This is a genomic window from Streptomyces sp. NPDC036813 (genome assembly GCF_055609245.1).
Window position 1 is genome coordinate 287,279 of sequence record NZ_JBVJPV010000007.1, and the last position, 24,428, is coordinate 311,706.

Below are 24,428 nucleotides of genomic sequence, written 5' to 3' on the forward strand. Positions count from 1 at the left end.
ACAACATGTCCGCTGTCTCCCCTTCCCCGGCCGTCCCGGCCCACCCGCAGCGCTGGCTGATCCTCGGTGTCATCTGCCTCGCCCAGCTCACGGTGCTGCTCGACAACACCGTCCTCAACGTCGCGATCCCCTCGCTCACCCGGGAGCTGGACGCGTCGACCTCCGACGTCCAGTGGATGATCAACGCGTACTCGTTGGTGCAGTCCGGGCTGCTGCTCACCGCGGGCAACGCCGCCGACCGGTACGGGCGCAAGAAGATGCTGCTCACCGGGCTCGTCCTGTTCGGTGCCGGATCAGTGACCGCCGGACTCGCCGACAGCACCCGACAGTTGATCGCCGCCCGGGCCGGCATGGGCGTCGGTGGCGCGCTGCTCATGACGACCACGCTGGCCGTGGTGATGCAGATCTTCACGTCCGAGCAGCAGCCGAAGGCCATCGGCATCTGGGCCGCGGTCAACTCCCTCGGTTTCGCCGCCGGGCCGGTCATCGGCGGCTTCCTGCTCAACCACTACTGGTGGGGCGCCATCTTCCTGGTCAATCTGCCGGTCGCGGTGCTCGCCCTCGCCGCGGTCGTCGCGTTCGTCCCCGAGTCCAGGAGCCCCCACGGCGACCGCCCGGACCTGCTCGGCGCGCTGCTGTCCACGATCGGCATGGCCGCGCTGGTGTACGCGATCATCTCCGGCCCCGTGCACGGCTGGACCTCCTCCCGTGTGGGGGCCGGCGCGGCCGTCGCCGTGGCCGTCCTCGCGCTGTTCGCCTGGTGGGAGAGCCGCATCCCGTACCCCATGCTGGACCTGGGCTTCTTCCGCGACCGCCGGTTCACCGGCGCGGTCGCCGGGGCGGTGCTGGTCGTGTTCGGCATGGGCGGTGCGCTGTTCCTGTTCACCCAGCACCTGCAGTTCGTCATCGGCTACGGCCCCCTGGAGGCGGGCCTGCGGACCGCGCCGCTGGCGCTGACCGTCGTGGCCCTGAACTTCACCGGGGTGGCCGCGCGCTGGACGGCCCGGATCGGCGGTCCCGGGGCGGTACTGCTCGGCATGGTGCTGATGTCCGCGGGCCTGGTGTCCATCGCCGCGCTCGCCGCGCACGGCTACGCCGGGACACTGCTCGGGCTGCTGCTCATCGGCGCGGGCACGGCGATCGCCAGCCCGGCGATGGCCCACGCCATCATGAGCTCGATCCCGCCCGCGAAGGCCGGTGTCGGCGCCGCGGTCAACGGCACGCTGGCGGAGTTCGGCAACGGCCTCGGGGTGGCCGCGCTGGGCGCCGTACTGAACGCGCGGTTCGCGGCGCTGACCCCGGTGGCCGCCTCCTCCCTGCCGGCCGCGCTGGCCGCGGCGCACGGTGCGGGCGAACGGCAGCGGGTCGTGGACGCGTTCTCCTCCGGGCTGCAGACCAGCCAACTGGTCGGCGCCGGCGCGGTCCTGCTCGGCGGAATTCTCGCCGCCGCGTTGCTGCACCGCGCGCAGCGGGAAGAGACGAAGGCAGACGCGAAGGTGGTCGCGGCCTAGCATCTTGATCGGTGACGGAATCGAGGAAGGTGCGCCATGGCGAAGGCAGGCCAGGAGGCCAAGGGGGCCGCGCGGACCAGCGTCTGGCTGGACGGCAAGGCGCGCCGCGGGCGGGGCACGGGCCAGCCGTCGGGACTCGACCGGGACCGGATCACCGAGGTCAGCGTGCGGCTGCTGGACGCCGAGGGGCTGGCGAAGTTCTCCATGCGCCGGCTGGCCGCCGAGCTGAACGTCACCGCGATGTCCGTCTACTGGTACGTCGACACCAAGGACGACCTGCTGGAACTCGCCCTCGACGCGGTCTACGGCGAAATGGAGCTGCCCGACCCCGCGGCCGACGTCGACTGGCGGGAGCAACTGCGCGAACTGGCCGAGCAGTACCGCGCGGTGCTGGTGCGCCACGCCTGGGTGTCGCCGCTGATCGGCCGGTACCTCAACATCGGTCCGAACAACCTGGCCTTCTCCCGGGTGGTGCAGCAGGTCGTGCGCCGCACCGGCCTGCCGGTCCACCGGCTCACCAGCACGATCTCGGCCGTCTTCCAGTTCGTGTACGGCTACGGCACGCTCGAGGGCCACTTCAACACGCGCAGCGCGGCCCTCGGCATGTCCCGCGACGAGTACTTCCGGCACTCGGTGGCCGAGGTGAGCGGGTCCGCGGCCCACGCCGAGGTCCTCCAGGAGTCCAAGGAGATCATGGAGGCCCGCGGCGGCGACACGGTCGAGGAGATGATGGAGCGTGACTTCACCTACGCGCTCGACCTGCTGATCGCGGGCATCGAGGCGCTGGTGGAACGCGGCTGAGGCTCAGCCGTCCTGCTCTGCCAGCCGGGCCGGGAAGCCGCCCGTGGCGATCGGCCCCCACCGCTCCGGCGTGATCCGGATGATCGACTTGCCCTGCTTGACCATGGCCTGCCGGTACTCGTCCCAGTCCGGGTGCTCCCCGGCGATCGTGCGGTAGTACTCCACGAGCGGTTCGACGGAGTCGGGCGCGTCGATCACCTCGGCCGCGCCGTCGATCTGCACCCACGGCCCGTTCCATTCGTCGCTCAGCACGACGACGGCGACCCGCGGATCGCGCTTGGCGTTACGGGTCTTGGCCCGCTCCGGGTACGTGGAGACCACGATCCGCCCGGAGTCGTCGACCCCGCAGGTCAGCGGGGACGCCTGGGGGCTTCCGTCACCGCGCCGGGTCAGCAGCAGGGCGCGGTGACGGGGACGTACGAAATCCAGCAGCTCGTCCAAGGACACACGGGTGTTGGTCGCGATGTTGGGTGCCATGGCGCCAGCGTAGGCCGCCCGCGCCCGCATCTGCCTGACCCTGGCGTGCCTACGCCTGCGGCAGGGTGTCGCCCTGGACCGCCTGGATGTCCAGTTCGACCTTCAGGGTGGTGCCGATGGCGGCGATGCCCGCCTGGAGGACCTGGTTGTAGTTCATCGCGAAGTCCTCGCGGTGCAGCTCGGTCGTGGCGCGGAACGCGGCACGGGTGCCGCCCCAGGGGTCGGCGCCGGAGCCGAGGTAGGCGAGGTCCAGGTCGACAGGGCGCAGCACACCGTGCATGCCGAGCTCGCCGTGGACGGTCCAGCGGTCCGGCCCGGCCGCCGTCAGGCCCGTGGACCGGAAGGTGATCTCCGGGTAGGTGTCGACGTCAAGGAAGTCCGGTGAGCGCAGATGGTCGTCGCGCATCTTGTTGCCGGTGTCGATGGACGCGGCCTGGATGACGGCCTCGACGCGCGACCTGGTGACGTCGTCGGGGGCGATCTCGATGCGCCCGGCGAAGTCCGTGAAGCGGCCGCGCACGCTGGAGATGCCCAGGTGCTGGGCGACGGCGCCCACGGAGGAGTGCACCGGGTCGATCGTCCACGGCCCGGGCGGCGGCAGCTCGGTGCCGCCCTGCCGGGCCAGCGTCACCGTGCCGACCTCGGCGCGCCCGCTCGCGGTGACGATCGCGCTGGAGGCGGCCGGCGCGTAGCCGACGGCGGTGACGATGACGGTGTACGCCCCGGGAGCCAGGGCCGCCTCGTCGCGTACGGCGCCCTCGGCGTCGGCCTCGGCGCGCAGCACCTGCGTGCCGGTCATGTCGGTCACCGTGACGACCGCGTGCGACACGGCCCATCCGTCCCGGGTGCGGATCCTCGCGGTCAGTCCCATCCCGTTTCTTCTCCCTGCGAAGCTGTGCAAATCGGTCGTAAGAGTCCGGCCCGCGGCGGGAGCGCACCTCCGCTCGAAGTGCGCGCGCCCGCCGCGGGCCGGGGTCGGACTACTCGCCGGGGTGGGCGAGTTCGATGTCGTGGCCGTCCACGCCGCCGCCGTTCACGGTCAGGGCGGTGGCCACCGGCGGGTAACCCGTCGCGATGACGGTGTACTCGCCGCTGTCCAGGTCGGTGAAGGCGTACGCCCCGTCCGAGCCGGTGGTCGCGGTGGAGACGACGTTGCCGGCGGCGTCGACCAGGGTCACCCGGGCGTCGGCCAGCGGGCCGTGCGGCGCCCGGACGACGCCCTGGACCTCGGCGCCGGTCTCCAGGTCGACCTCGACGCGGGTCACGCCGGTGCCGCCGACCTCGACGGGCAGCGCGCGCGGCCGGTAACCGGCGGCGTTGACCGCGATCGTGACGGTGCCCGGGACCAGCTCGGCGAAGGAGAACTCGCCCTGCTCGCCGGTGGTGGCGCTGGCCAGCAGATCACCGCGCACATCGGTGACGATGACCATCGCGTCCTTGACCGGAAGCGCCGACTCGACGGCCCGCACCACGCCGGTCAGACCGCTGGTGCCGCTGAGCAGGATGTCGTAGGCGACGGGCTCCTGGCCCACCACGACGGTGGACGCCTGCGGCTGGAAGCCGTCGGCGGAGGCGATCAGGACGTAGCTCCCGGCGCCGGGCGCGTGGACCGCGTAGGAGCCGTCGGCCTGCGCCACCGAGCGGCCGAGCTGCCGGCCGGCCAGTGAGATCAGCGTGACGGCGGCCTGCGGAACGGGCGCGCTCTCCGCGCCGCGCACGAAGCCGCGGACCGGGATGCCGCCGGAGACAGGCTCGTCCCGCTCGATGGTGGCGACGGCGGCGAGCTTCTGCGTGCCGTCCGTGGCGGCCTCGGCGTCCGAGGGGGCCGACGCCCAGCTCGGGGTCTTGTCCTGGACCGGAGTGACGGTGGCCTCGGCGACGACGGGGGCGGCGGCGGGGGCCGCGGCCTCGGTGTTCGCCTCGGCGGCCTGGGCCAGGGCACCGGTGGTACGCAGCGGGACCTCCTTGATGAACAGGGTCACGAGGAAGGCGAGGAACGCGATCGGCGCGACGTACAGGAAGATGTCGCCGATGCCGTGCCCATAGGCGCTCTCGAGCCAGTTGCGGATCGGGGCGGGCAGGGCGTCCATGTCGGGCAGCGTGCTGCCGCCGGCGGCCTTGGCCGCGGCCAGCTGCTCCTTGGGGCTGAGCTGGCCGATGGTGTCCTTGGCGTAGTGGCTGATCCGGGTGGTCATCACCGAGCCCAGCACGGAGACGCCGACCGCACCGCCGAGGGAGCGGAAGAAGGTGACCGTGGAGGACGCGGAGCCGAGGTCGCTCGGGGCGACCTGGTTCTGCGTGGACAGCACCAGGTTCTGCATCATCATGCCGACGCCGAGACCCATCAGCGCCATGAAGATCGCCAGGTGCCAGTACGGGGTGTCGTAGCGCATGGTGCCCAGCAGGCCGAGGCCCGCGGTCAGCAGCACACCGCCGGAGACCAGCCAGGCCTTCCACTTGCCGGTGCGGGTGATGACCTGGCCGGAGACCGTGGACGACACGAACAGGCCGCCGATCATCGGGATGGTCATGACGCCGGACATCGTCGGGGACTTGTCCCGGGCGAGCTGGAAGTACTGGCTGAAGAAGACGGTGCCCGCGAACATCGCGATACCGACGAACAGCGAGGCGATCGAGGCCAGCGTGATGGTGCGGTTCTTGAACAGGCGCAGCGGGATGATCGGCTCGCTGGCCTTGGTCTCGGTGAAGACGAACAGCAGGGTGAGCAGCACCGCGCCACCGACCATGACACCGGTCTGCCACGACAGCCAGTCGTACTTGTCGTCGGCGAAGGTGACCCAGACCAGCAGCAGGCAGACGGCCGCGGTGATGAAGAAGGCACCGGCCCAGTCGACCTTGACCTTGCGCTTGGTCTCCGGCAGATGCAGCGTCTTCTGGAGCACGACCAGGGCGATCAGCGCGAACGGCACACCGACGTACAGGCACCAGCGCCAGCCGAGCCAGTCGGTGTCGGTGATGACACCACCGATGAGCGGGCCGCCGACGGTGGCGACGGCGAAGGTCGCGCCGAGGTAGCCGGAGTACCGGCCGCGCTCACGCGGGGAGATCATCGCGGCCATGATGATCTGCGCCAGGGCGGACAGACCACCGGCGCCGATGCCCTGCACGGCACGCGCGGTGATCAGCATGCCGGGGTTCTGCGCCAGGCCGGCGACGACCGAGCCCGCGATGTAGACCACGAGCGCTATCTGGACCAGCGCCTTCTTGCTGACCAGGTCGGCGAGCTTGCCCCACAGGGGAGTGGTGGCCGTCATCGCCAGCAGCGAGGCGGTGACGACCCAGGTGTACGCGCTCTGACCGCCGCCGAGGTCCGTGATGATCTCGGGCAGCGCGTTGGAGACGATGGTGGAGGACAGGATGGCGGCGAACATGCCGAGCAGCAGCCCGGAGAGCGCCTCCATGATCTGCCGGTGCGTCATCGGAGCGTGGTCGCCGGAGGCGCCTCCCCCGTGCTTGGCATGAGCCCGCACACCGGCTGGTGTGGTCGTTGCCATGGGCTTCCTTTACTTACATGCTTGCGGGTGTACGGGTGGTCGTCTCGAGCACGGGCGGCGGTGCGGGCGGCCGGAGAGGCGCCCGGCAGTCGTCGAAGCTGGACCGCAGCCGCTGCATCAGCCGGGTGAGCTGGGCGACCTCCTCGTCGCTCCAGTCGCCGAGCCGCTCGGCGAGCAGCCGGGTGGTGGCCTGGGAGAGATCGTCGAGCTTGTGGTTCCCCGCCGCGGTGAGCCGCACGATGCGCGACCGCTTGTCCGCCGGGTCCGGGGAGCGCTCGATCCAGCCGCGCTCGGCCACGTGCGCCACATGCCGGCTGGTGACCGACATGTCCACGGCGAGCAGCTCCGCGAGCTTGCTCATGCGCATGTCGCCGTACCGGCCGAGCAGCGTCAGTACGGCGGCCGAGCCGCTGGGGCAGTCGGAGGGCAGGATCCGGCCGAGCTCCCTTTTGACGGCGCCGAAGGCGCTGAACTGACGGATCAGCTCCTCGTACTGCGCCTGTGCGGCCATCACGCCTCCCGTGTTCGTTGCTTAGGGCAACCATAGGCTTGGTTGGTTGCCGCAGGCAAATAAAACGGAGGTGCTCCGCACAAAAACTTGGCAAAGGCAAGTATTACGAAAGTAAACGCGCAGGTGAGGGTGGCCGCAGGGATGGTCGGCCCCGCACTTGGGCCGCACCGGCAGATTCGCTAGTGTCTCGGCCCATGGCTAACACCCAGGGCCCCCAGGGCAATTACGATCCCGCCGGCAGCACCCAGATGTTCCGCGCGTTCGTCGACGAGGCTCCCCAGGGCCGCCAGCAGCAGGCAGCCCCCGCGTCCTCCGGCCCCCGCATCGGCCTGATCATCGGCGTCATCGCAGCGGTGGCGATCGTGGCGGCGGTGGCTTGGCTGGCGCTCAAGTAACAACCGGGCCGCGGTTGAGTGGGTCAGGTGGCTCGGCGTGTGCGGGCACCCGGCGGTGAGGTGTCCGCCGGGTGATGCGCCACCCGCCGCAACTAGGCGAGACGGCGGCCCGCGGTCGCGCGCACCACGACGTTGCGGCACCCGCGTACGGCGGTGTTGGGCCGGGGTGGGGGTGTCCGCCCGCAGCGTCCGGCACCGGGCAAGGGCGCCCCTCGTCGGAAACGGCCGGCCGGACCGAGGACGGACACCCCCACCCCGGCCCCGACCCACAACGAGACGCAGGCGCGACACCAGCCACCCACCGGACCGCAACGGGCCGCCGCAGGCAAAAAAGGGGCGCGGGGCTGCGTCGATATGCGGCTCGGCCGCGTGGGCGCGACCACCCCCCACGCACCCGCACCCGCACAACGACCTCAGTCCGAGATCAGACCTTCCCGCAGCTGCGCCAACGTCCGCGTCAGCAGCCGCGACACATGCATCTGCGAAATCCCGACTTCCTCACCGATCTGCGACTGCGTCATGTTCGCGAAGAACCGCAGCATGATGATCCGCCGCTCACGCGGCGGCAGCTTCGCCAGCAGCGGCTTGAGCGACTCCCGGTACTCGACACCCTCCAGCGCGGTGTCCTCGTAACCGAGCCGATCCGCCAGCGACCCCTCGCCACCGTCGTCCTCGGGCGCCGGCGAGTCCAGCGAGGACGCGGTGTACGCGTTGCCCACCGCGAGCCCGTCGACGACGTCCTCCTCGGACACCCCGAGCACGGAGGCGAGTTCGGCGACGGTCGGCGACCGGTCCAGCTTCTGTGACAGCTCGTCACTGGCCTTGGTCAGCGCCAGCCGCAGCTCCTGCAGCCGCCGAGGCACCCGCACCGACCACGACGTGTCCCGGAAGAACCGCTTGATCTCCCCGACGACGGTAGGCATCGCGAACGTCGGGAACTCCACGCCCCGTTCGCAGTCGAACCGGTCGATCGCCTTGATCAGCCCGATGGTGCCGACCTGGACGATGTCCTCCATCGGCTCGTTGCGGGAGCGGAATCGCGCGGCCGCGTACCGCACCAGCGGCAGGTTGAGCTCGATCAGGGTGTCCCGGACGTACGCCCGCTCGGGGCTGTTCTCGTCGAGGGCGGCGAGCCGCAGGAAAAGGGAGCGGGAGAGCGTGCGGGTGTCGATGTCCCCGGAGACCGGCGGGGCCACGGGGGGCTCCGTCGGCAGGGCGGGGGCCGGCACGGCCTCGAGGGCCGAGGCGTCATCGAGAGCGTCGAGCGTCTCCGGCGCTGTCTCGCTCTTCGTGAGCGTGAGCACCTTCGAGCTGCCCTGGTCTGCGGACATGCCACCCCCTTTGGGTCGCGGGACGGTCGCGGCGGACGCTCCCACAGAAGGAACGCAGCCTTCACCTGAATACCGGAGCCGGAGCTCCGGCAAACGCTCTTCCCGCAGAATGTCACATGTCGGCAACGCGCCGTAGTGACATGTCGACATGCGAGACGCGAATCGCCCCTGGAAACAGGGGGTCTGACGGTCTGTCGGCCCAAGAACGGGGCCATCCGCGCTGATGAGCGATTCGCTCACCCCGGTGAGGGCTCGATCCCGCATTCGGTTGTGCGCCGGTAGCGCGAACGGGTGACGAAAACGCCCGCCCCCGGTGAGCGACCCCCTCCCCACCACCCCTCCCCGCTACCCCCGCCCCGCCCCCGCCCCCGCGGAGCGGCTAGGCCTCGATCCGGTTGGCCGACCGCAACCGCTGGAAGCTGCGCGCGAGCAGCCGCGAGACATGCATCTGGGAGACACCGAGCTCGGCGCTGATCTGGGACTGGGTGAGGTTGCTGTAGTACCGCAGCAGCAGAATGCGCTGCTCCCGCTCCGGGAGCTGCACCAGCAGGTGCCGTACGAGATCGCGGTGCTCGACGCCGTCCAGCGCCGGGTCCTCGTAGCCGAGCCGGTCGAGCAGCCCGGGCAGCCCGTCGCCCTCCTGCGCGGCCTCCAGCGAGGTGGCGTGGTACGACCGCCCGGCCTCGATGCAGGACAGCACCTCGTCCTCGCTGATCCGCAGCCGTTCGGCGATCTCGGCGGTGGAGGGGGTGCGCCCGAACGCGGTGGTCAGGTCCTCGGTCGCGCTGTTGACCTGCACCCACAGCTCGTGCAGCCGGCGCGGTACGTGGACGGTGCGGACGTTGTCACGGAAGTACCGCTTGATCTCGCCGACGACCGTGGGCATCGCGAACGTCGGGAACTGCACACCGCGGTCGGGGTCGAAACGGTCGATGGCGTTGATCAGCCCGATGGTGCCGACCTGGACGACGTCCTCCATCGGTTCGTTGCGGGAGCGGAAGCGGGCGGCGGCGTAGCGCACGAGCGGGAGGTTGGCCTCGATCAGCGCCCCGCGCACCCGGTTGTGCTCCGGCGTGCCCGGCGTGAGCTCCTTCAGCTGCGCGAAGAGCACCTGGGTGAGTGCCCGGGTGTCGGCGCCCCGGCTGCGCCGCGGGGCGGCCTCCTGGGGCGGTGCTTGAGGCGCAGTACTGGCCGGCACGGTCAACTCCACCTCTTCATCCGTCGCTCATCCGTCAACCGATCGGTCAACTCATCCGTCAAAAGCGGTCATAGCATCACAAGACATGTCCACTGTGTGCAAGCACCGCATATCTACGTGTTGGGGTAAGAAGCGGGGCATAAAACAACAAAAACCCCACACCCGTGAGGGGTGCGGGGTTGTCGGCGTGCGGCCGGACGGCTCAGTACGCGTAGTCGGCGATCACCCACGTGGCGAACTCGCGCCACAGGGCCACGCCCGCCTGGTGCTCGGGGTGCTCGACGTAGCGGCGCAGCGCCTCGGCGTCCTCGAAGCCGGAGTTGATCGCGAAGTCGTAGGCGATCGGTCGGTCGCTGAGGTTCCAGCCGAGCTCCCAGAAGCGGATCTCGGGGATCTTGCCGTCGAGCGCCTGGAAGGCCTCGACGCCCTTGACGACCCGCGGGTCGTCACGCTCGACGCCCTCGTTGAGCTTGAAGAGAACCAGGTGGCGGATCATGGGTACTCCCGGGTGTCAGCCCTTGCCTCCATGGGCGACCCACGTCATGAAGTCACCGATGGCCTTGGCGGCGTCCGATATGCCCTCGAACCCTATCTGGACGTAGTCCGCGGCCTTGGCCGGGTCCGTGATGATCACGTACAGCGCGAAGACCACGAGCGCATAGACGGCGATCTTCTTCGCGTTCACCGCCATCGCGGCCTCCCTGTCACCGACGTGCTTTGAGGGTCCCCTGTTGCCGGCGGTGAGTGTAACTTCAGGCCTGTGCGAGGGCGACCGAAGGGGGGCGGGGGCGTGGCCACCGTCGAGGACGTGCGGCGCCTGGCGCTGGCGCTGCCGCGCACCGAGGAACATCTGGTCCGAGACCGGGTGAAGTTCCGCATCGGACGGATCGTCTACCTGGCCCTCTCCCGGGACGAGACGGTCCTGGGCTTCGCGTTCCCGAAGGAGGAGCGGGCCGCGCTGGTCGCCTCCGAGCCGGAGAAGTTCTCCCTGCCCCGCGCCTCGGACCTGCGCTACAACTGGGCCGAGGCCCGGCTCGCCGCGCTCACCCGGGACGAGCTGGCGGAACTGGTCACGGACGCCTGGCGCATGTGCGTCCCGGCGAGCGTGGCCCGTGCGCACCTGGGTGCCGGCTGACCGGGGCAGACGCCGGGACAAGCGGGGCAAGTGCCGGGGCGGTTACCGGGACAAGCAGAACACCCCCTGTCCGTGATCCCACGGTCAGAGGGTGTTGTCAGCGGTAGCGGAGGGATTTGAACCCTCGGTGACTTGCGCCACACTCGCTTTCGAGGCGAGCTCCTTCGGCCGCTCGGACACGCTACCGAGGGAGACCTTACAGCACACAGGCCCGTGCTCAGAAATCGGTATTCAGCGAGCGCGGAAGAACTCCGTGAGCTGCCGCGCGCAGTCGTCCGCCAGCACGCCCTCGATGACCTCGGGCCGGTGGTTGAGCCGCCGGTCCCGGATCACGTCCCACAAGGAGCCGGCCGCTCCCGCCTTGTCGTCCCGGGCGCCGTAGACCACCCGGTCCACCCGGGACTGGACGATCGCGCCCGCGCACATCGTGCACGGCTCCAGCGTCACCACGAGCGTGCAGCCGGTCAGCCGCCACTCGCCGAGCCGCTCCGCCGCCCGCCGGATCGCGAGGATCTCGGCGTGCCCGGTGGGGTCGCCGGTGACCTCGCGCTCGTTGTGCCCCGTGCCGAGCACGCTCGTGCCGTCGGGCGCGAGCACGAGCGCCCCGACGGGCACGTCACCGCCCCGGGCGGCCCGCTCCGCCTCGTCCAGGGCGAGCCGCATCGCGCGCCGCCAGCGGTCGCGCACCGGGTCCGGGGCCGGCGTGGTGTCGTACCGGGGGGTCAGCGAACGGCCTCCAGCATCTCCGAGGCGCCCAGGGCGTCGGCGATCTCCGACAGTGCGTCGCCGTCCAGGGCCAGCAGTTCCTTGCCGCTGATGCCCAGGTCGTTCAGCAGTCCGGCGTCGCCCACCGGGCCGTTGGGCACGGTGCCGGTGTCGGTGCCGCCGTCCTCGTCAGCGACGACGGCGTCCTCGGGCTCACCGTCCTCGGTGCCGTCCAGATCCAGGGAGTCCAGGTCGGTGTCGTCCTCACCCGGCTCCCGGCCCAGCAACTCGTCGGTGAGCAGCAACTCGCCGTAGGAGCTGCGGGCGGCGACGGCGGCGTTCGAGACGAAGACCCGCGGGTCCTCCTCGCCGTCCACGCGGACGACGCCGAACCACGCGTCCTCCTGCTCGATCAGGACGAGCACCGTGTCCTCGTCGGCTGAGGCTTCCCGGGCCAGGTCGGCCAGATCCGACAGGGTCTCCACATCGTCGAGCTCTGTGTCGCTCGCTTCCCACCCGTCTTCGGTGCGCGCGAGCAGTGCGGTGAAGTACACCGTGACTCTCCCACTGGTCTTAGGCGTGCCGGTTGGGGGTCCCCCCGGCGGAGGTTACGGACGGGGAGAAGCTCGGGCTCCGAGCCCCACCCACTCGGAATCGTGGCAGAAACAAGGCGTTCAGGGGACGTCTTCGGCTCCCTGTGTCCGGCAGTTTTGCACGCGGGTCCGCGGGCACGTCCGTCCGGACTCACCAGCGCACTCGTTGCCACCACCTGCGGATCGTACGCGGCTTTTCACATCTCCTCCGCACGTCCACCCCGGCAACGCGCGCACGGCGTGCGGATCTTCCCGCGTGCGGCCCGCATCCGTGACACGCGTGCCCGCTCACCACCGGAACGCGCCGTGCCCTCACGGGAGTCACCGGTACGGCGTGTGGCATCCCGGCACGGATCACTGGTACGGCGCATGCCGTGCCGACGAGGGTCACCGGTACGGCGCGTCGTGCCCGCAGGGATCGCCGGTGCGGCGTGTGGCGCGCCCCCACGGTTCATCAGTGCGGCGCGTGGCGTGTCCGCGCACGTCACCGTTACGGCGCGTCGTGCGTTCGTGCGGATCTCCGGCGCCGGCCCTGACTCGCTGCGCGGCTCACCAGCGGAAGGTGCGCATGCGCATCGCGTGGCGCAGCCGGGCCGCCTTGGCGCGGCGGGGCTGCACGCGGTCGCGCAGCTCCCGCGCCTCGGCCAGGTCCCGCAGGAACTGGGCGCGGCGGCGGCGCCGCTCCGTGTCGCTCTCGGGCGAGTCCCGCTGCGGGGGCTCCGGTTCGTTTCTGGACGCGCGGTCGGGTATGTCGGGTTCAGACAGGTCAGCCATGAGATCACCACCCCCGGTCCGTCCCCACCACCTTCCCCCCGGCAGGCGGTCCGATGCCAGCAGGCGGAAGAAAACGATCCGCAAAGGCTCACGCAGCGTGCGGACGCCGGGGCCGGTGCGCCCGGTTACTGTTGTGGACATGCGTCTCCACGTCGTCGACCACCCCCTGGTCGCCCACAAGCTCACCACGCTGCGCGACCAGCGCACCGACTCCGCGACCTTCCGCCGGCTCGCCGACGAGCTGGTCACCCTGCTCGCCTACGAGGCGACCCGGGACGTGCGTACCGAGGCGGTCGACATCCAGACCCCCGTGGCCCGGACCACCGGTGTGAAGCTGGCCCGGCCGCGTCCGCTGGTGGTGCCGATCCTGCGGGCCGGCCTCGGCATGCTGGACGGCATGGTCCGGCTGCTGCCGACCGCCGAGGTGGGCTTCCTCGGCATGATCCGCAACGAGGAGACGCTGCAGGCCTCGACCTACGCCACGCGCATGCCGGAGGACCTCTCCGGCCGCCAGGTGTACGTCCTGGACCCGATGCTGGCCACGGGCGGCACCCTCGTCGCCGCGATCCGCGAGCTGATCAAGCGCGGCGCGGACGACGTCACGGCCGTGGTGCTGCTGGCCGCCCCCGAGGGCGTCGAGATCATGGAGCGCGAGCTGGCCGGCACGCCGGTCACGGTGGTCACGGCCGCGGTCGACGACCACCTCAACGAACACGGCTACATCATCCCGGGCCTCGGCGACGCGGGCGACCGGCTGTACGGGTCGGCGGAGTAACACCGGCGCGGAGCGTACGCGGTGGTGGAGTGACGGCCGCCGCGGAGCGAAGAGGGCTGCTGTGCGACGCCGTCCGGCGGAGCGTTCAGCAGCCCTTCTTGGTTCCGGTCGCCGCCGGCGTCCTCAGCTTCGTCAGGGCCTGGTCGGCGGCCGGCTCGGCGTCGAGGGACTTGAAGGTGTTGCCGAGGATGAGGTCGATCGCCGGGCCCTTGCGGGCGGCGTCGGTGCGGCGTTCGGCACCGGCCAGCTGCGTGGCCAGCACCGGCAGCGAGCTGTTCAGGGACGACGCGGGGCCGAGCAGCACCGCGGTGCCGGGGACCTTCTTGTCGTACTGCTTGGCCGCGTTGCCGACCTCGCCGATGCGGAAGCCGCGCTTCTTCAGCTCGTCGGCGGTCTGTTTCGCCAGGCCGCTGCGGGGCGTCGCGTTGAACACGTTGACGGTGATCTGAGCCGGCGCGGGCAGCGCGGCGGTGGTCCCGGGCGACGCGCTCGCCTTGGCCACGCACGCCGCCTTGCCGCCGGCCGCTGCGGTCTTCTTGCCGCCGCCGGTGAAGACGTCGATGAGCTGCAGCGTGCCCCAGCCGATCAGCCCGAGCACGACGGCACAGGCGGCGGTGAGGAGCACGAGCCTGCCGCGGCGCCGGGGAGGGCGCATGCGCGGGTACTTGTCTCCCGTGATCCGGTACTTACCGCCCATGCCGGGGGGAGTCAGCATGCTCATGGGCGCAGCGTAGTGCGCCCGGGCGACGATTCCTACTAGATGATCATTCGATCCGCCCAGGAGAACCCGAAAGGGCCAAACCGTAACCGGACGGAGTCCTTCCGTCGGGTCGGTACCGCTCCCGGACGCTCGTCAGTCCAGTTCCAGGACGCGCGCGTGCAGCACCTGGCGCTGCTGGAGAGCGGCGCGGACCGCGCGGTGCAGGCCGTCCTCCAGATACAGGTCGCCCTGCCACTTCACGACGTGCGCGAAGAGGTCGCCGTAGAACGTCGAGTCCTCGGCGAGCAGGGTCTCCAGGTCGAGCTGCTGCTTGGTGGTCACCAGCTGATCGAGGCGGACCGGGCGCGGTGCGACGTCCGCCCACTGCCGGGTGCTTTCCCGGCCGTGGTCGGGGTACGGCCGGCCGTTTCCGATGCGCTTGAAGATCACACGGAAAGCCTACCGGTCCCGGCGTTCCGGGCGCAGCCATGGAGGCGGAGTGCGACGCTGGAAAAGATGTTGCATAGCAGGGCGAAACGGAAACGAGGGGTCGGGCGGATGGGCACCAGCGACGAGACCCACGCGGCAGGCACGAACACCCCGTCCGCCCACGCCCCTTCAGGTGACACCCCCTCCTCGCTACCCGCCGCAGCCGCCGGGATCGCCGCCGGGTACGTCTTCACCGGCCCCGCGCTCGACCTCGGCGCCCTGCTGTGGGACGGGAACTGCCTGCCCGACGCGCCGGTGCGCATCCCGCTGCCCGTGCTCAACCGGCACGGCCTGGTCGCCGGCGCCACCGGCACCGGCAAGACCAAAACGCTCCAGCTCATCGCCGAACAGCTGTCCGCGCAGGGTGTGCCCGTCTTCCTCGCCGACATCAAGGGCGACCTGTCCGGCATCGCGGCGCCGGGCCTCGCGGGCGACAAGGTCCGCTCCCGCGCCGCCGAGGTCCGCCAGGAGTGGACGGCGACCGGCTTCCCCGCGGAGTTCTACGCCCTCGGCGGCCAGGGCCACGGCATCCCCGTACGGGCCACCGTCACCAGCTTCGGCCCCGTGCTGCTGTCGAAGGTGCTGCGGCTCAACCAGACCCAGGAACAGTCCCTCGGCCTGATCTTCCACTACGCCGACACCAAGGGCCTGGAGCTGATCGACCTCAAGGACCTGCGCGCGGTCGTCGCCTTCCTGACCTCCGACGAGGGCAAGGCGGAGCTGAAGAACATCGGCGGGCTGTCCACCGCCACCGCCGGGGTGATCCTGCGGTCCCTGACCGCCTTCGAGGCGCAGGGCATGGCCGACTTCTTCGGCGAGCCGGAGTTCGACACCGGTGAGCTGCTGCGGACGGCGGACGACGGGCGGGGCGTCGTCTCCGTCCTGGAGCTGCCCGCCGTGCAGGACAAGCCGCAACTGTTCTCCACCTTCCTGATGTGGCTGCTCGCCGACCTCTTCCACGACCTGCCGGAGATCGGTGACGCCGACAAGCCGAAGCTGGTGTTCTTCTTCGACGAGGCGCATCTGCTGTTCCACGACGCCTCCAAGGCGTTCCTGGAGTCGATCACGCAGACCGTGCGGCTGATTCGCTCGAAAGGGGTCGGCGTCTTCTTCGTCACGCAGACCCCGAAGGACGTACCGTCCGACGTCCTCGCCCAGCTCGGCAACCGCATCCAGCACGCGCTGCGGGCGTTCACACCGGAGGACGACAAGGCGCTGAAGGCGACCGTGCGGACCTTTCCGGACTCCGGTTACGACCTGGAGGAGCTGCTCACCGGGCTCGGCACCGGGGAGGCCGTGGTGACGGTGCTGAGCGAGAAGGGCGCGCCCACGCCGGTCGCGGCGACGCGGCTGCGTGCGCCGGAGTCCCTGATGGCGCCGTACGAGACGGCCGCCCTGGAGCGGGCGGTGACGTCCTCACCGCTCTACGGGCGTTATGCACAGGCTGTGGATCGCGAGTCGGCGTACGAGAAGCTGACCGCTGCGCGCGAGACGGAGAGCGCGGCTCCCGAGGGGCGTGCGGAGGGGCGCACGAAGGGGGACGCGGAGGGGCGTACGGCGCGGCGGGGGGAGCCGCGGGCGGAGTCGCGCGAGGAGCCCTCGGTGATCGAGCAGGTCGTGGGCAGCGGGATGTTCAAGTCGCTGGCGCGGTCCGTCGGGACGACGATCGGTCGGGAGATCACGCGGTCCCTCTTCGGTACGGCCCGGCGGAGGCGGTAGTCCCACCTGCCCCCGCCGGGGGCGTCAGCGGTCCTGCTGCTCGGGGGGAGCGGCCGGGGGCCGGTGCGGTTGCCGGGAGTGCGGTGGTCGTTCGCCTTGTTTCGGTGCGGCGCCGCGCGCGGCCTCGGCGCGCAGCAGGGCGCGCAGGACCGCGTAGGGGTCCGTGGGCATGGCTGTGCTCCTCGTGGTGTCTGTCTGTCGTACGGACCGGGGGTGAAAGGCCGGTCCGGTCAGCAGCGCAGCACCACGGAACGCAGCACGGACAGGGCGGTGTACGACGTCCCCGGCCGGGTTTCTCCAAGGGTGCGGGGGTGGTCGGCGGCCGGGACGTCCGGCAGCGGCGCGGGGCGCGGCGGTACGGCCGTGCGGTGCGCGCGGTGCGCGGGCAGGCGTACGGCGGTGTCGGTGACGTCGTGTTCGGCGCTCGCCGCGGCGGTGGCCGCGGGCGGGGCCGTGGCGGCGTACGCCTCGCCGGGGACGAGCAGGGCGAGCAGCAGCACGAGCGCCCGCAGCCAGGTGCGACTGCGGGGGAGGGCTCGTGGGGTGCGGCTCATGTCAGGACGTCTCCCCGGGGGCGGGCCGGTGGTGTGCGTCCGGGAGTGAGAAACGCCCGCTCGGGCTACGCCCCGTCACAGCGTGCGGGGGACGTCGTGCACGCGGCCGCGGATGCGCAGGGCGGTGACGATCTCGGTGATGCCCACCGCCACCAGCCAGATGCCGCCCACGACGGTGAGGACGGCGACCGAACGGAAGGGCGAGTCGATCAGGACGACGCCGCCGAGGAAGGTGACGACACTGAGGAAGATCTGCCAGCCGCGGGCGGGCATGGTGCGGTCGGAGGCGGCGGCGAGGGTCTGGGTGATGCCGCGGATCAGCCAGCCGATGCCGATCCACAGGGCGAGCAGCAGGATCGACCGCAGGGGGGCGCGGAAGCAGACCAGGCCCAGCAGGACGGACAGCGCGCCGCTGATGAAGGCCAGGACCCGCAGGGATGTCGTGCGGTGCGTGCCGAACGCGGCGACGAGCTGGAAGATGCCGCTGATCAGCAGGTAGAGGCCGAAGAGGACGCCGGCGGCGAGCAGGGAGGGGCCCGGCCAGACGAGGACCAGGACGCCGAGGATCAGGGAGGCGACGCCGGTGAGCAGCACGATCTGCCACGTGGCGCGGGAGAGGGCGTGCAGGGGGCCCTCGAAGGGGGGTTCCGGCTCGTGGGCGTGGGCGTGGGCGTGGGTGGGGGTGGGGGTGGGGGCGCCCGTGGTGTGGGCGAAGTGCCGGTGCGTCGCGGTGTCGTCGTCGTGGCTCCGGGGGGAGCCGGTGGGGGGCTCGGCCATGGTCCAAGCTGACGCCGTGGCGGTGTCCGCCGCCAGCGGAGGAAGGTCAACCGGTTGACGCCTGCTTCTTCGCCTTCGCCGCGGCCTTCATCTCCTGCTTGTGGGCGCGTACCTTCGCCAGCGACTCCGGGCCGGTGATGTCGGCGACGGAGCGGAAGGACTTCGGTTCGCCGTAGCTGCCGGCGGCCTCCTGCCAGCCGGCGGGGCGTACGCCGAGCTGCTTGCCCAGGAGGGCGAGGAAGATCTGGGCCTTCTGCTTGCCGAAGCCGGGGAGTTCCTCGAGGCGGCGGAGCAGCTCGCGGCCGTCGTCGACGCCCCTCCAGACGAGTTCGGCGTTGCCGTCGTAGTGGTCGACGAGGTACTGGCACAGCTGCTGGATGCGCTTGGCCATGGAGCCGGGGTAGCGGTGCACGGCCGGCTTCTCGGAGAGCAGGGCGGCGAAGGCCTCCGGGTCGGTGGCGGCGATGTCGTGGGCGTCGAGGTCATCGGTGCCGAGGCGGTCGGCGATGGTGCGGGGGCCCTTGAACGCCCACTCCATCGGGATCTGCTGGTCGAGCAGCATTCCGATCAGGGCGGCGAGGGGGGAGCGGCCGAGGAGCGCGTCGGCGGTGGCGTCCTGGGCGAGGTGCAGGGTGACGTCCATGTCTTTGATGATGTCGCGTGGGGGGTGGGTGTGCCTGTCGGGGTCGCGTCGTTCTTCTGCGGGGCGTTGTCCCGTGGGGGTGCGTTGTGGCTGGTCGCCGGTGCTTGCGGGGCCTGGTCGTTTTTCGGCTGCGGGGTGCGTTGTGGCCGGTCGCGCCGTTCCCCGCGCCCCTTTTTTGCCTGCGGCGGCCCGTTGTCGTCTCGTCGTGGCGTGCCTAGCGCCTACGGCCGGTTCGTGAGTCGGGGCCGGGGCGGGGGGTGTCCGTCCTCGGTCCGGCCGCCCGTCGCCTGATACGGCGCCCTGTGCCGGTGCCGGCCGCTGCGGGCGGACACTCCCCACCCCGTCCCCTTACCGCCGTCGGCGACTGCACCGACGTCGTGGCGGGCGGTGGGTGCCCTAACGTCGTGGCGCGTGGCAGCCCGCCGGCGTCGGCGCGGTTACTTCGTCTGCCAGTAGCCCAGGGCGTGTACTCGGCGTTTCGGGAACGACAGTTCCTTGCGGACGTGGGTCGAGAGGGCGCGGGTCGTGGTCGTGTCGCAGGCGATCCAGAGGTAGGTGTCGGGGTCCAGGAGCGGGGGGAGCTCGGACCGCACCCGTTCCAGCAACGCCCCGCGAGGGATTTCGCGGACGTCGGGGTGTGAGGCGAGGGGGAGGCCCTCGAGCGTGCCCTCGAAGAAGAGCGTCGCCGGTGTCGTGGGGAAGGCGGCGAGGAGGGAGTTGATCGCCGGCAGTGAGGCCGGGTCGCCGATGGCTATCAGGCGGGACGGCTCCGGGTCCGGGCGTTCGAAGCCCGTGCCGTGGACGGTGGCCTCCACCGTGGCGCCCGGCGCGGCCGACCGCGCCCAGTCGCTCGCGACGCCCTCGTGCAGGGCGAACTCCAGACGGAAGGTGCCGGCCTCCGGGTCGGGGTCGACCAGCGTGTACGCCCGCTGGTGCTGCTTGCCGGCGTGCTCGAACCACAGCCGGACCCACATCGTCGGATGCACTCCCGTCGCCGCGAGCATGCCGCCGTCGGTGAGGTGCACCCGTCGGTAGGTGGCGGTGACGTCCTCCGCCCCCGTCACCGTGAACGTGAAGTCCCGCGCTCGCAGCAGCTTCAGGACCGTGCCCTGCCACCCGTGACCCTGCCCCATGGCGCTCCTTCACCGTTCAAGTACGATCCCCGCACCTGTTTAGTTAGGTGAGCCTAACCTAAAGCGAGAAGGGTCACAGGGTGACGACCGCCATACACCGGGACGCCTGGGGCATCCCGCACCTGCGCGCCCCGGGCGTCCACGACCTCGCCCGCGCCCAGGGTCTGGTCACCGCCCGCGACCGCGCCTGGCAGCTGGAGGTCGAGCGGCACCGGGCGCAGGGCACGTCCGCCGCCTTCCTCGGCCCCGGCGCGCTGGACTGGGACCGGTTCGCCCGCCGGGCCCGGCTCGCCGACACCGCCCGCCGCTGCTTCACCGCCCTGGAGGAGCGCGATCCCGAGACCGCGCAGTGGGTGCGTGCCTACGTCGACGGCGTGAACGACGGACTGCGGCCCGGTGAGGAGTTCCGGCGCGCCGGCCTCACGCCCGGGCGGTGGGAGCCCTGGACCCCGCTGGCCGTCTGGCTGTCCACTCATGTTCTGTTCGCCGGGTTTCCCGCCAAGCTGTGGCGGGAGGAGGCGGTCCGGCGGCTCGGGCCCGAGGCGGTCGGTCTGTTCGCCGCCGACGGACCCGCCACCGCCGGCAGCAACGGCTGGCTGGTGAGCGGGGAGCGCACCACGAGCGGGCACGCGATCATCGCCGGTGATCCGCACCGGTTCATCGAGGACCCGGGCGTCTACCAGCAGATCCGGCTGGCGTGCGACGAGTTCGACGTCGTGGGGTTCGCCGTGCCAGGGGTGCCCGGCATCGCCCACTTCGGGCACACCGGGACCGTCGCCTGGGCCATCACCAACGCCATGGCCGACTACCAGGACCTGTACCGGGAGCGGCTGCGCCGTGCCGGTGCCGGGATCGAGGCCCTGGGGCCGGACGGCCGCTGGCACCGGGCCGTCCGGCACACCGAACTCGTCGGCGTGGCCGGAGAGGGGACGGTCGAGGTCGAGGTCGTCGAGACCGCGCGCGGGCCCGTCATCGCCGGCGGGCCGGAGGGGCTCGACGACGGCACACCGGGCGCGGTGAGCCTGCGCCACCCGCCCCGGGTCACCGGCGATCTGGGCTTCAGCGCCCTCCTGCCGTTGCTCCGTGCCCGCCGGGTCGCCGACGTCGACCGGGCCCTGGACGCCTGGGCCGAGCCCGTCAACGTCGTCCACGCCGCCGACACCGAGGGCGGTGTGCTGCACCGGGTCGCCGGACGCGTGCCGCTGCGGGACCCGGCCAACCGCGCCCGCCTGGTACCGGCGTGGGAGCCCGGGCACGAGTGGACCGGCTGGCATGCCATGCCCCGGGCGGGGCTCGACGACGGTGTCGCCGTCATGGCCAACGCACGCGGCGTCGCGGCCGAGTTGGGGACCGAGTTCGCCCCCGCCCATCGCGCCGACCGCATTCGCGAGCTGCTCGGCGCGCGGCGGGAGTGGTCCGCTGCGGACATGAGCGCCGTACACACGGATGTCTTTCTCGGTTCCGCGGGGGCGCTGCTCGAGCAGGTGGCCGCGCTCGGCGGGGTCGGGGGCGAGGCCGGCGCACTGCGGGAGCGGCTGCTCGGGTGGGACCGGCGGATGGACGCCGGCAGCCGGGATGCGGCGCTGTACGCCGCAGTGCGCGGCGCGGTCGTGCGGCGGCTGGCCGCGCACGAGGCGTTCGCCGCCCTCGCGTCCCCGCCCGCCTACCCGGAGGTCTTCCAGCCCTGGCTCGCCCTGACCCCGCGCATCGGTTTCGCCCTGGAACACCTGCTGCGCGCCGAGACGTTGTACGGCGTCGACCGCCCTGCCGTGGTGCGCGCCGCCCTGGAGGAGGTCGCCGCCGCGCCGCCGGCCGGTACCTGGGGCGACACCCACCGCCTCGCACCCTGGCGGGCGCTGCCGTCGGCGCCGCAGAAGGAACCCGCCTTGTCCGGGGACCACGACTGCGTGCTGTGCACCTCCGCCGTGCCCGGGGTCACCGACCGGGCCGCCCGCGGGCCCGCCGCCCGTTACGTCTGGGACCTCGCCCGGCGCGAGGACAGCCTGTGGGTGGTGCCCTTCGGCGCCGACGGCACACCCGGTTCCGCGCACCACCGCGACCAACTCCCCCTGTGGCTCAGGGGAGATCTCGTTCCCGTCGTCACCGACTGGGACCAGCTCACGAAGGAGACCGATGTCTGACCTCCGCCACCGCGAGGCCGTGCACGAGCAGCGGATCGACGGCTTCGGCACCGTCCGCGTCCTGCCCGTCGACGCGTCCGCCGACGCCGCGCTGATCCACCACTGGGTCAGCGAGGAGCGGGCCGTGTTCTGGGGGATGGCCGAGCTGTCCGTCGCCGAAGTGGCCGACATCTACGGCCATATGGGCACACTGGACACCCACCATGCCTTTCTCGTCGTCAAGGACGGCCACGGCGCCGCGCTGCTGCAGACCTATGAGCCCGAGGCCGACCGCGTCGGTGAGTGCTACCCCGTCCAGGCCGGGGACATCGGCGTCCACCTGCTGCTCGCGCCCGCCGGTGCGGACGGCGCCCGGCCCGGCTGGACCGCGCGGCTGGCCTCGGCGATCACGTCGTACGTGCTGCTCGGGCTGGACCGGCGGCGGGTCGTCGTCGACCCGGACGTGCGGAACGCCAAGGCGATCGCCCGGTTCGAGCGGCTGGGATTCGAGAAGGGACCGGCCGTCGTCCTGCCCGAGGTCGATCTGCCGGACGTCCACCTGCCCGAGAAACACGCCCGACTGGCCTTCCTGCGGCGGGAGGTCGCCTTTCCCGCGCCGGCGTGAGCGTTTCTGGCCCTGGGCGCGTACCTCTTGGCAGAGGGGTGCCGGCAGGAGGGGAGCGGACGGCGTGGTCGGTGGCGGACGGCGGTTCGGGCGGGTCGCGCTGCTCGGGCTCCTGCTGACGCTGTTCCTGTTCGGTGGTGCCGGGGTGGCTTCCGCGCATGCCGCCCTGCGGGACACCGCACCCGGTGACGGGTCGGTCCTGAAGACGGCCCCGGACCGGCTCACGCTCACCTTCACCGAGTCCGTGGCCCTGCTCGACGGCTCCTTCCGCGTCTTCGACCCCGGCAACCACCGGCTGCGCACGGGCGAGGCCCGGCATGTCCCCGGACACTCCGACACCGTGCGCGTCGACCTGCCCGGCGGGCTGGGCCGGGGCACGTACACCGTGGCCTGGCGCGTGGTGTCCGCCGACAGCCACCCCGTCTCCGGCGCGTTCACGTTCTCCGTCGGCGCCCCCACCCCCGCCCCGGCCCCCCTCGACACCGGGGCGGCCGAGGACCCGGCCACCGGCGGCCTGTACGACCTCGCCCGCTACGTCGCCGACCTGGGCGTGGCCCTGCTCGTCGGCGGGGGCGCGTTCCGGGCGGTGTCGACGAGGGCGGCGCGCGCTCCGGCGGCGGTGGGGGCGTGGACGCTGGCCGGCGTCACCGTCGTCCTGCTGCTCCTGCGCGCTCCCTACGAGGCGGGCACCGGGTTGTCCACCGCCCTCGATCCGGCCGCGGCGGCCCGCACGCTGACCACCCGGCCGGGGCTCGCGCTGGCGGCCCGGCTGCCGCTGCTGGCGGTGGCCGCGGTGCTGCTGCGCAGGCGGACATGGGGCCGCACGGCGCGTGCGGCGGGCGCCGCCGTCGCCGTCGGCCTCGCACTGACCTGGGCCCTCGCCGAGCACGCCGTCGCCGGGATCCAGGTGCCCGTCGCGGTCGTCTCGGCCGTACTGCATCTGCTGGCGATGTCGGTGTGGCTGGGCGGGCTGGTGACACTGCTGTGCACGTCCGATGTGCAGGTGCCTGCCGTGGACCGGTTCTCGCGGCTCGCCTTCGGGTGCGTCGCCGCGCTGGTCGGGACCGGTGTCTACCAGTCCTGGCGCGGTCTCGGTTCCCTCGACGCGCTCACCGGTACGGCGTACGGCCGGTTGCTGCTGGTCAAACTGGTCGCGGTGGCCCTGCTGCTCGCGGGGGCGGCGTGCGCGCGGCACTTCGCCGGGCGGCTGCGGACGGGGACCGTGGTGCCGGAGAGGGTGCCGGCCTTGGTGGGCGGGGCGCCGAGCGGGGCGCCGGCACCGGAGGGCTCCGCTCCGTCCGTGACCGGCCGACGGCGACTGCGCCGGGCCGTGGCCGCCGAGGCGGTTCTGGGCGTTCTGGTCGTGCTGGTCTCGACGGTGCTCGCCGGTACGGTCCCGGGGCGTGCCGCCGCCGAGGCCGCCGAGCGGCAGCCGCTCGCCGCGCCCGGGCTGCCCGGCGCCTCCGTCACCGACGTGCCCTTCGACGTCGGCACCCCGGGCGGCCAGGGCAAGGCGCAGATCACGCTGGAGCCGGGCCGGGTCGGCGACAACTCCGTGCAGGCGGTCGTCTACGGCCCCGACGGCGGCCTGGCCGCCGTGCCCGAACTGCGGGTGTCCTTCACCCTGCCCGCGCAGCGGATCGGCCCCCTCGACGCCCGCGTCACCGACCGGGGCGGCTACTGGGCGGCCGACCGCGTCACCCTCCCGCTGGCCGGCACCTGGACGATGAAGGTGACGGTGCGGCTGTCGGAGACCGACCAGGTCAGCGAGGTGCGGCCGGTGGAGATCTCGCGGTGACGGTGGTTCCGGGTGGGGTGCGGCAGGTCAGCGAGGTGCGGCCGGTGGAGAGTGTGCGGTGACGACCGTGGCGGGTGTGGCATCCGGGCGGAGCGTGCTGCGGTCGGTAGGGCGTGGTGACGGCCGTGCCCGGTGCGGGCCTTCGGTAG

Annotated in this window: 27 protein-coding genes and 1 tRNA gene; 9 read left to right on the forward strand and 19 right to left on the reverse strand. The window is 72.0% G+C overall.

From position 1 onward, the window contains the following. Positions 1-5 precede the first annotated feature (5 nt). Positions 6-1,511 carry an MFS transporter gene (locus tag ACZ67Q_RS17410; protein WP_471182510.1) on the forward strand — a complete coding sequence of 502 codons (1,506 nt, stop codon included), beginning with the start codon at positions 6-8 and terminating at the stop codon, positions 1,509-1,511. A 36-nt stretch (positions 1,512-1,547) separates the two neighbouring features. Further along, entirely contained in the window at positions 1,548-2,312 is a 765-nt protein-coding gene (locus tag ACZ67Q_RS17415) for a TetR/AcrR family transcriptional regulator (protein ID WP_471182512.1), read from the forward strand. A gap of 3 nt (positions 2,313-2,315) precedes the next feature. On the opposite strand, the gene ACZ67Q_RS17420 is transcribed toward ACZ67Q_RS17415, so the two are convergent. The 4 genes from ACZ67Q_RS17420 to ACZ67Q_RS17435 form a co-directional block, all read right to left on the reverse strand. Continuing rightward, entirely contained in the window at positions 2,316-2,789 is a 474-nt protein-coding gene (locus ACZ67Q_RS17420; RefSeq protein ID WP_471182515.1) for a PPOX class F420-dependent oxidoreductase, read from the reverse strand. A 49-nt stretch (positions 2,790-2,838) separates the two neighbouring features. Next, positions 2,839-3,660, reverse strand: coding sequence for a YceI family protein (locus ACZ67Q_RS17425; protein WP_471182518.1), 822 nt, complete (start codon positions 3,658-3,660; stop codon positions 2,839-2,841). A 109-nt stretch (positions 3,661-3,769) separates the two neighbouring features. Then, positions 3,770-6,229, reverse strand: a complete 2,460-nt coding sequence (locus tag ACZ67Q_RS17430; protein ID WP_471182717.1) for an MFS transporter — start codon at positions 6,227-6,229, stop codon at positions 3,770-3,772. A gap of 88 nt (positions 6,230-6,317) precedes the next feature. Next, positions 6,318-6,815: a MarR family winged helix-turn-helix transcriptional regulator gene (locus ACZ67Q_RS17435; protein WP_471182520.1), complete on the reverse strand. Its 498-nt coding sequence runs from the start codon at positions 6,813-6,815 to the stop codon at positions 6,318-6,320. Between the two features lie 194 nt (positions 6,816-7,009). Here ACZ67Q_RS17435 and ACZ67Q_RS17440 point away from each other — a divergent pair, with 194 nt between their 5' ends. Next, complete coding sequence (locus tag ACZ67Q_RS17440; RefSeq protein WP_471182523.1) at positions 7,010-7,210, forward strand: hypothetical protein; 201 nt, start codon at positions 7,010-7,012, stop codon at positions 7,208-7,210. Between the two features lie 413 nt (positions 7,211-7,623). On the opposite strand, the gene ACZ67Q_RS17445 is transcribed toward ACZ67Q_RS17440, so the two are convergent. From ACZ67Q_RS17445 to ACZ67Q_RS17460, 4 genes are all read right to left on the reverse strand, one after another. Next, a complete protein-coding gene (locus tag ACZ67Q_RS17445; RefSeq protein WP_471182525.1) occupies positions 7,624-8,541 on the reverse strand; it encodes an RNA polymerase sigma factor SigF in 918 nt (305 codons plus the stop codon). Positions 8,542-8,920: 379 nt separating this feature from the next. Next, a complete protein-coding gene (locus tag ACZ67Q_RS17450) occupies positions 8,921-9,739 on the reverse strand; it encodes an RNA polymerase sigma factor SigF (protein ID WP_361636181.1) in 819 nt (272 codons plus the stop codon). Positions 9,740-9,941: 202 nt separating this feature from the next. Then, positions 9,942-10,235: a Dabb family protein gene (locus ACZ67Q_RS17455; RefSeq protein WP_471182527.1), complete on the reverse strand. Its 294-nt coding sequence runs from the start codon at positions 10,233-10,235 to the stop codon at positions 9,942-9,944. A 15-nt stretch (positions 10,236-10,250) separates the two neighbouring features. Continuing rightward, positions 10,251-10,430 carry a hypothetical protein gene (locus tag ACZ67Q_RS17460; protein ID WP_361636187.1) on the reverse strand — a complete coding sequence of 60 codons (180 nt, stop codon included), beginning with the start codon at positions 10,428-10,430 and terminating at the stop codon, positions 10,251-10,253. Positions 10,431-10,529: 99 nt separating this feature from the next. On the opposite strand from ACZ67Q_RS17460, the gene ACZ67Q_RS17465 reads away from it, so the two are divergent. Beyond that, positions 10,530-10,874 (forward strand): MmcQ/YjbR family DNA-binding protein, encoded by a 345-nt coding sequence (locus ACZ67Q_RS17465; protein ID WP_471182530.1) that lies wholly within the window; start codon positions 10,530-10,532, stop codon positions 10,872-10,874. A 101-nt stretch (positions 10,875-10,975) separates the two neighbouring features. On the opposite strand, the gene ACZ67Q_RS17470 is transcribed toward ACZ67Q_RS17465, so the two are convergent. The 4 genes from ACZ67Q_RS17470 to ACZ67Q_RS17485 form a co-directional block, all read right to left on the reverse strand. Then, positions 10,976-11,060: transfer RNA gene (locus tag ACZ67Q_RS17470), tRNA-Ser, on the reverse strand. A 45-nt stretch (positions 11,061-11,105) separates the two neighbouring features. Beyond that, complete coding sequence (gene tadA / locus ACZ67Q_RS17475; RefSeq protein WP_471182720.1) at positions 11,106-11,537, reverse strand: tRNA adenosine(34) deaminase TadA; 432 nt, start codon at positions 11,535-11,537, stop codon at positions 11,106-11,108. Positions 11,538-11,596: 59 nt separating this feature from the next. Next, positions 11,597-12,133: a tRNA adenosine deaminase-associated protein gene (locus tag ACZ67Q_RS17480; protein WP_471182532.1), complete on the reverse strand. Its 537-nt coding sequence runs from the start codon at positions 12,131-12,133 to the stop codon at positions 11,597-11,599. A gap of 588 nt (positions 12,134-12,721) precedes the next feature. Then, a complete protein-coding gene (locus ACZ67Q_RS17485; protein WP_471182535.1) occupies positions 12,722-12,946 on the reverse strand; it encodes a hypothetical protein in 225 nt (74 codons plus the stop codon). A 139-nt stretch (positions 12,947-13,085) separates the two neighbouring features. Between ACZ67Q_RS17485 and upp the strand changes: the two genes are divergently transcribed. Further along, positions 13,086-13,721 (forward strand): uracil phosphoribosyltransferase, encoded by a 636-nt coding sequence (gene upp, locus ACZ67Q_RS17490; RefSeq protein WP_361636194.1) that lies wholly within the window; start codon positions 13,086-13,088, stop codon positions 13,719-13,721. Between the two features lie 85 nt (positions 13,722-13,806). Here upp and ACZ67Q_RS17495 read toward each other — a convergent pair whose 3' ends face one another. Further along, positions 13,807-14,418, reverse strand: coding sequence for a LytR C-terminal domain-containing protein (locus tag ACZ67Q_RS17495; RefSeq protein WP_471182723.1), 612 nt, complete (start codon positions 14,416-14,418; stop codon positions 13,807-13,809). A 156-nt stretch (positions 14,419-14,574) separates the two neighbouring features. Continuing rightward, positions 14,575-14,871 carry a type II toxin-antitoxin system VapB family antitoxin gene (locus ACZ67Q_RS17500; protein WP_004943146.1) on the reverse strand — a complete coding sequence of 99 codons (297 nt, stop codon included), beginning with the start codon at positions 14,869-14,871 and terminating at the stop codon, positions 14,575-14,577. A 108-nt stretch (positions 14,872-14,979) separates the two neighbouring features. Here ACZ67Q_RS17500 and ACZ67Q_RS17505 point away from each other — a divergent pair, with 108 nt between their 5' ends. Beyond that, positions 14,980-16,629 (forward strand): helicase HerA-like domain-containing protein, encoded by a 1,650-nt coding sequence (locus ACZ67Q_RS17505; protein ID WP_471182537.1) that lies wholly within the window; start codon positions 14,980-14,982, stop codon positions 16,627-16,629. A gap of 24 nt (positions 16,630-16,653) precedes the next feature. Here ACZ67Q_RS17505 and ACZ67Q_RS17510 read toward each other — a convergent pair whose 3' ends face one another. From ACZ67Q_RS17510 to ACZ67Q_RS17530, 5 genes are all read right to left on the reverse strand, one after another. Continuing rightward, positions 16,654-16,800 carry a hypothetical protein gene (locus ACZ67Q_RS17510; RefSeq protein ID WP_471182540.1) on the reverse strand — a complete coding sequence of 49 codons (147 nt, stop codon included), beginning with the start codon at positions 16,798-16,800 and terminating at the stop codon, positions 16,654-16,656. A 59-nt stretch (positions 16,801-16,859) separates the two neighbouring features. Further along, positions 16,860-17,183 (reverse strand): hypothetical protein, encoded by a 324-nt coding sequence (locus tag ACZ67Q_RS17515; protein WP_471182542.1) that lies wholly within the window; start codon positions 17,181-17,183, stop codon positions 16,860-16,862. Between the two features lie 75 nt (positions 17,184-17,258). After that, entirely contained in the window at positions 17,259-17,960 is a 702-nt protein-coding gene (locus tag ACZ67Q_RS17520; RefSeq protein ID WP_471182544.1) for an HdeD family acid-resistance protein, read from the reverse strand. A 46-nt stretch (positions 17,961-18,006) separates the two neighbouring features. Continuing rightward, the gene (locus ACZ67Q_RS17525) at positions 18,007-18,603 is read right to left on the reverse strand and encodes an HhH-GPD-type base excision DNA repair protein (protein ID WP_471182547.1); all 597 of its coding nucleotides are present in this window, start codon (positions 18,601-18,603) and stop codon (positions 18,007-18,009) included. A gap of 437 nt (positions 18,604-19,040) precedes the next feature. Beyond that, a complete protein-coding gene (locus tag ACZ67Q_RS17530) occupies positions 19,041-19,736 on the reverse strand; it encodes a siderophore-interacting protein (RefSeq protein WP_471182549.1) in 696 nt (231 codons plus the stop codon). 80 nt (positions 19,737-19,816) lie between these two features. Between ACZ67Q_RS17530 and ACZ67Q_RS17535 the strand changes: the two genes are divergently transcribed. The 3 genes from ACZ67Q_RS17535 to ACZ67Q_RS17545 all read left to right on the forward strand — a co-directional run bounded on the left by ACZ67Q_RS17535 (position 19,817) and on the right by ACZ67Q_RS17545 (position 24,279). After that, positions 19,817-21,877 (forward strand): penicillin acylase family protein, encoded by a 2,061-nt coding sequence (locus ACZ67Q_RS17535; RefSeq protein ID WP_471182551.1) that lies wholly within the window; start codon positions 19,817-19,819, stop codon positions 21,875-21,877. Then, entirely contained in the window at positions 21,870-22,481 is a 612-nt protein-coding gene (locus ACZ67Q_RS17540; RefSeq protein ID WP_471182554.1) for a GNAT family N-acetyltransferase, read from the forward strand. Before ACZ67Q_RS17535 ends, ACZ67Q_RS17540 begins: the two co-directional genes overlap by 8 nt. 64 nt (positions 22,482-22,545) lie before the next feature. Next, the gene (locus ACZ67Q_RS17545) at positions 22,546-24,279 is read left to right on the forward strand and encodes a copper resistance CopC/CopD family protein (protein ID WP_471182556.1); all 1,734 of its coding nucleotides are present in this window, start codon (positions 22,546-22,548) and stop codon (positions 24,277-24,279) included. The last annotated feature ends 149 nt before the right edge of the window (positions 24,280-24,428 follow it).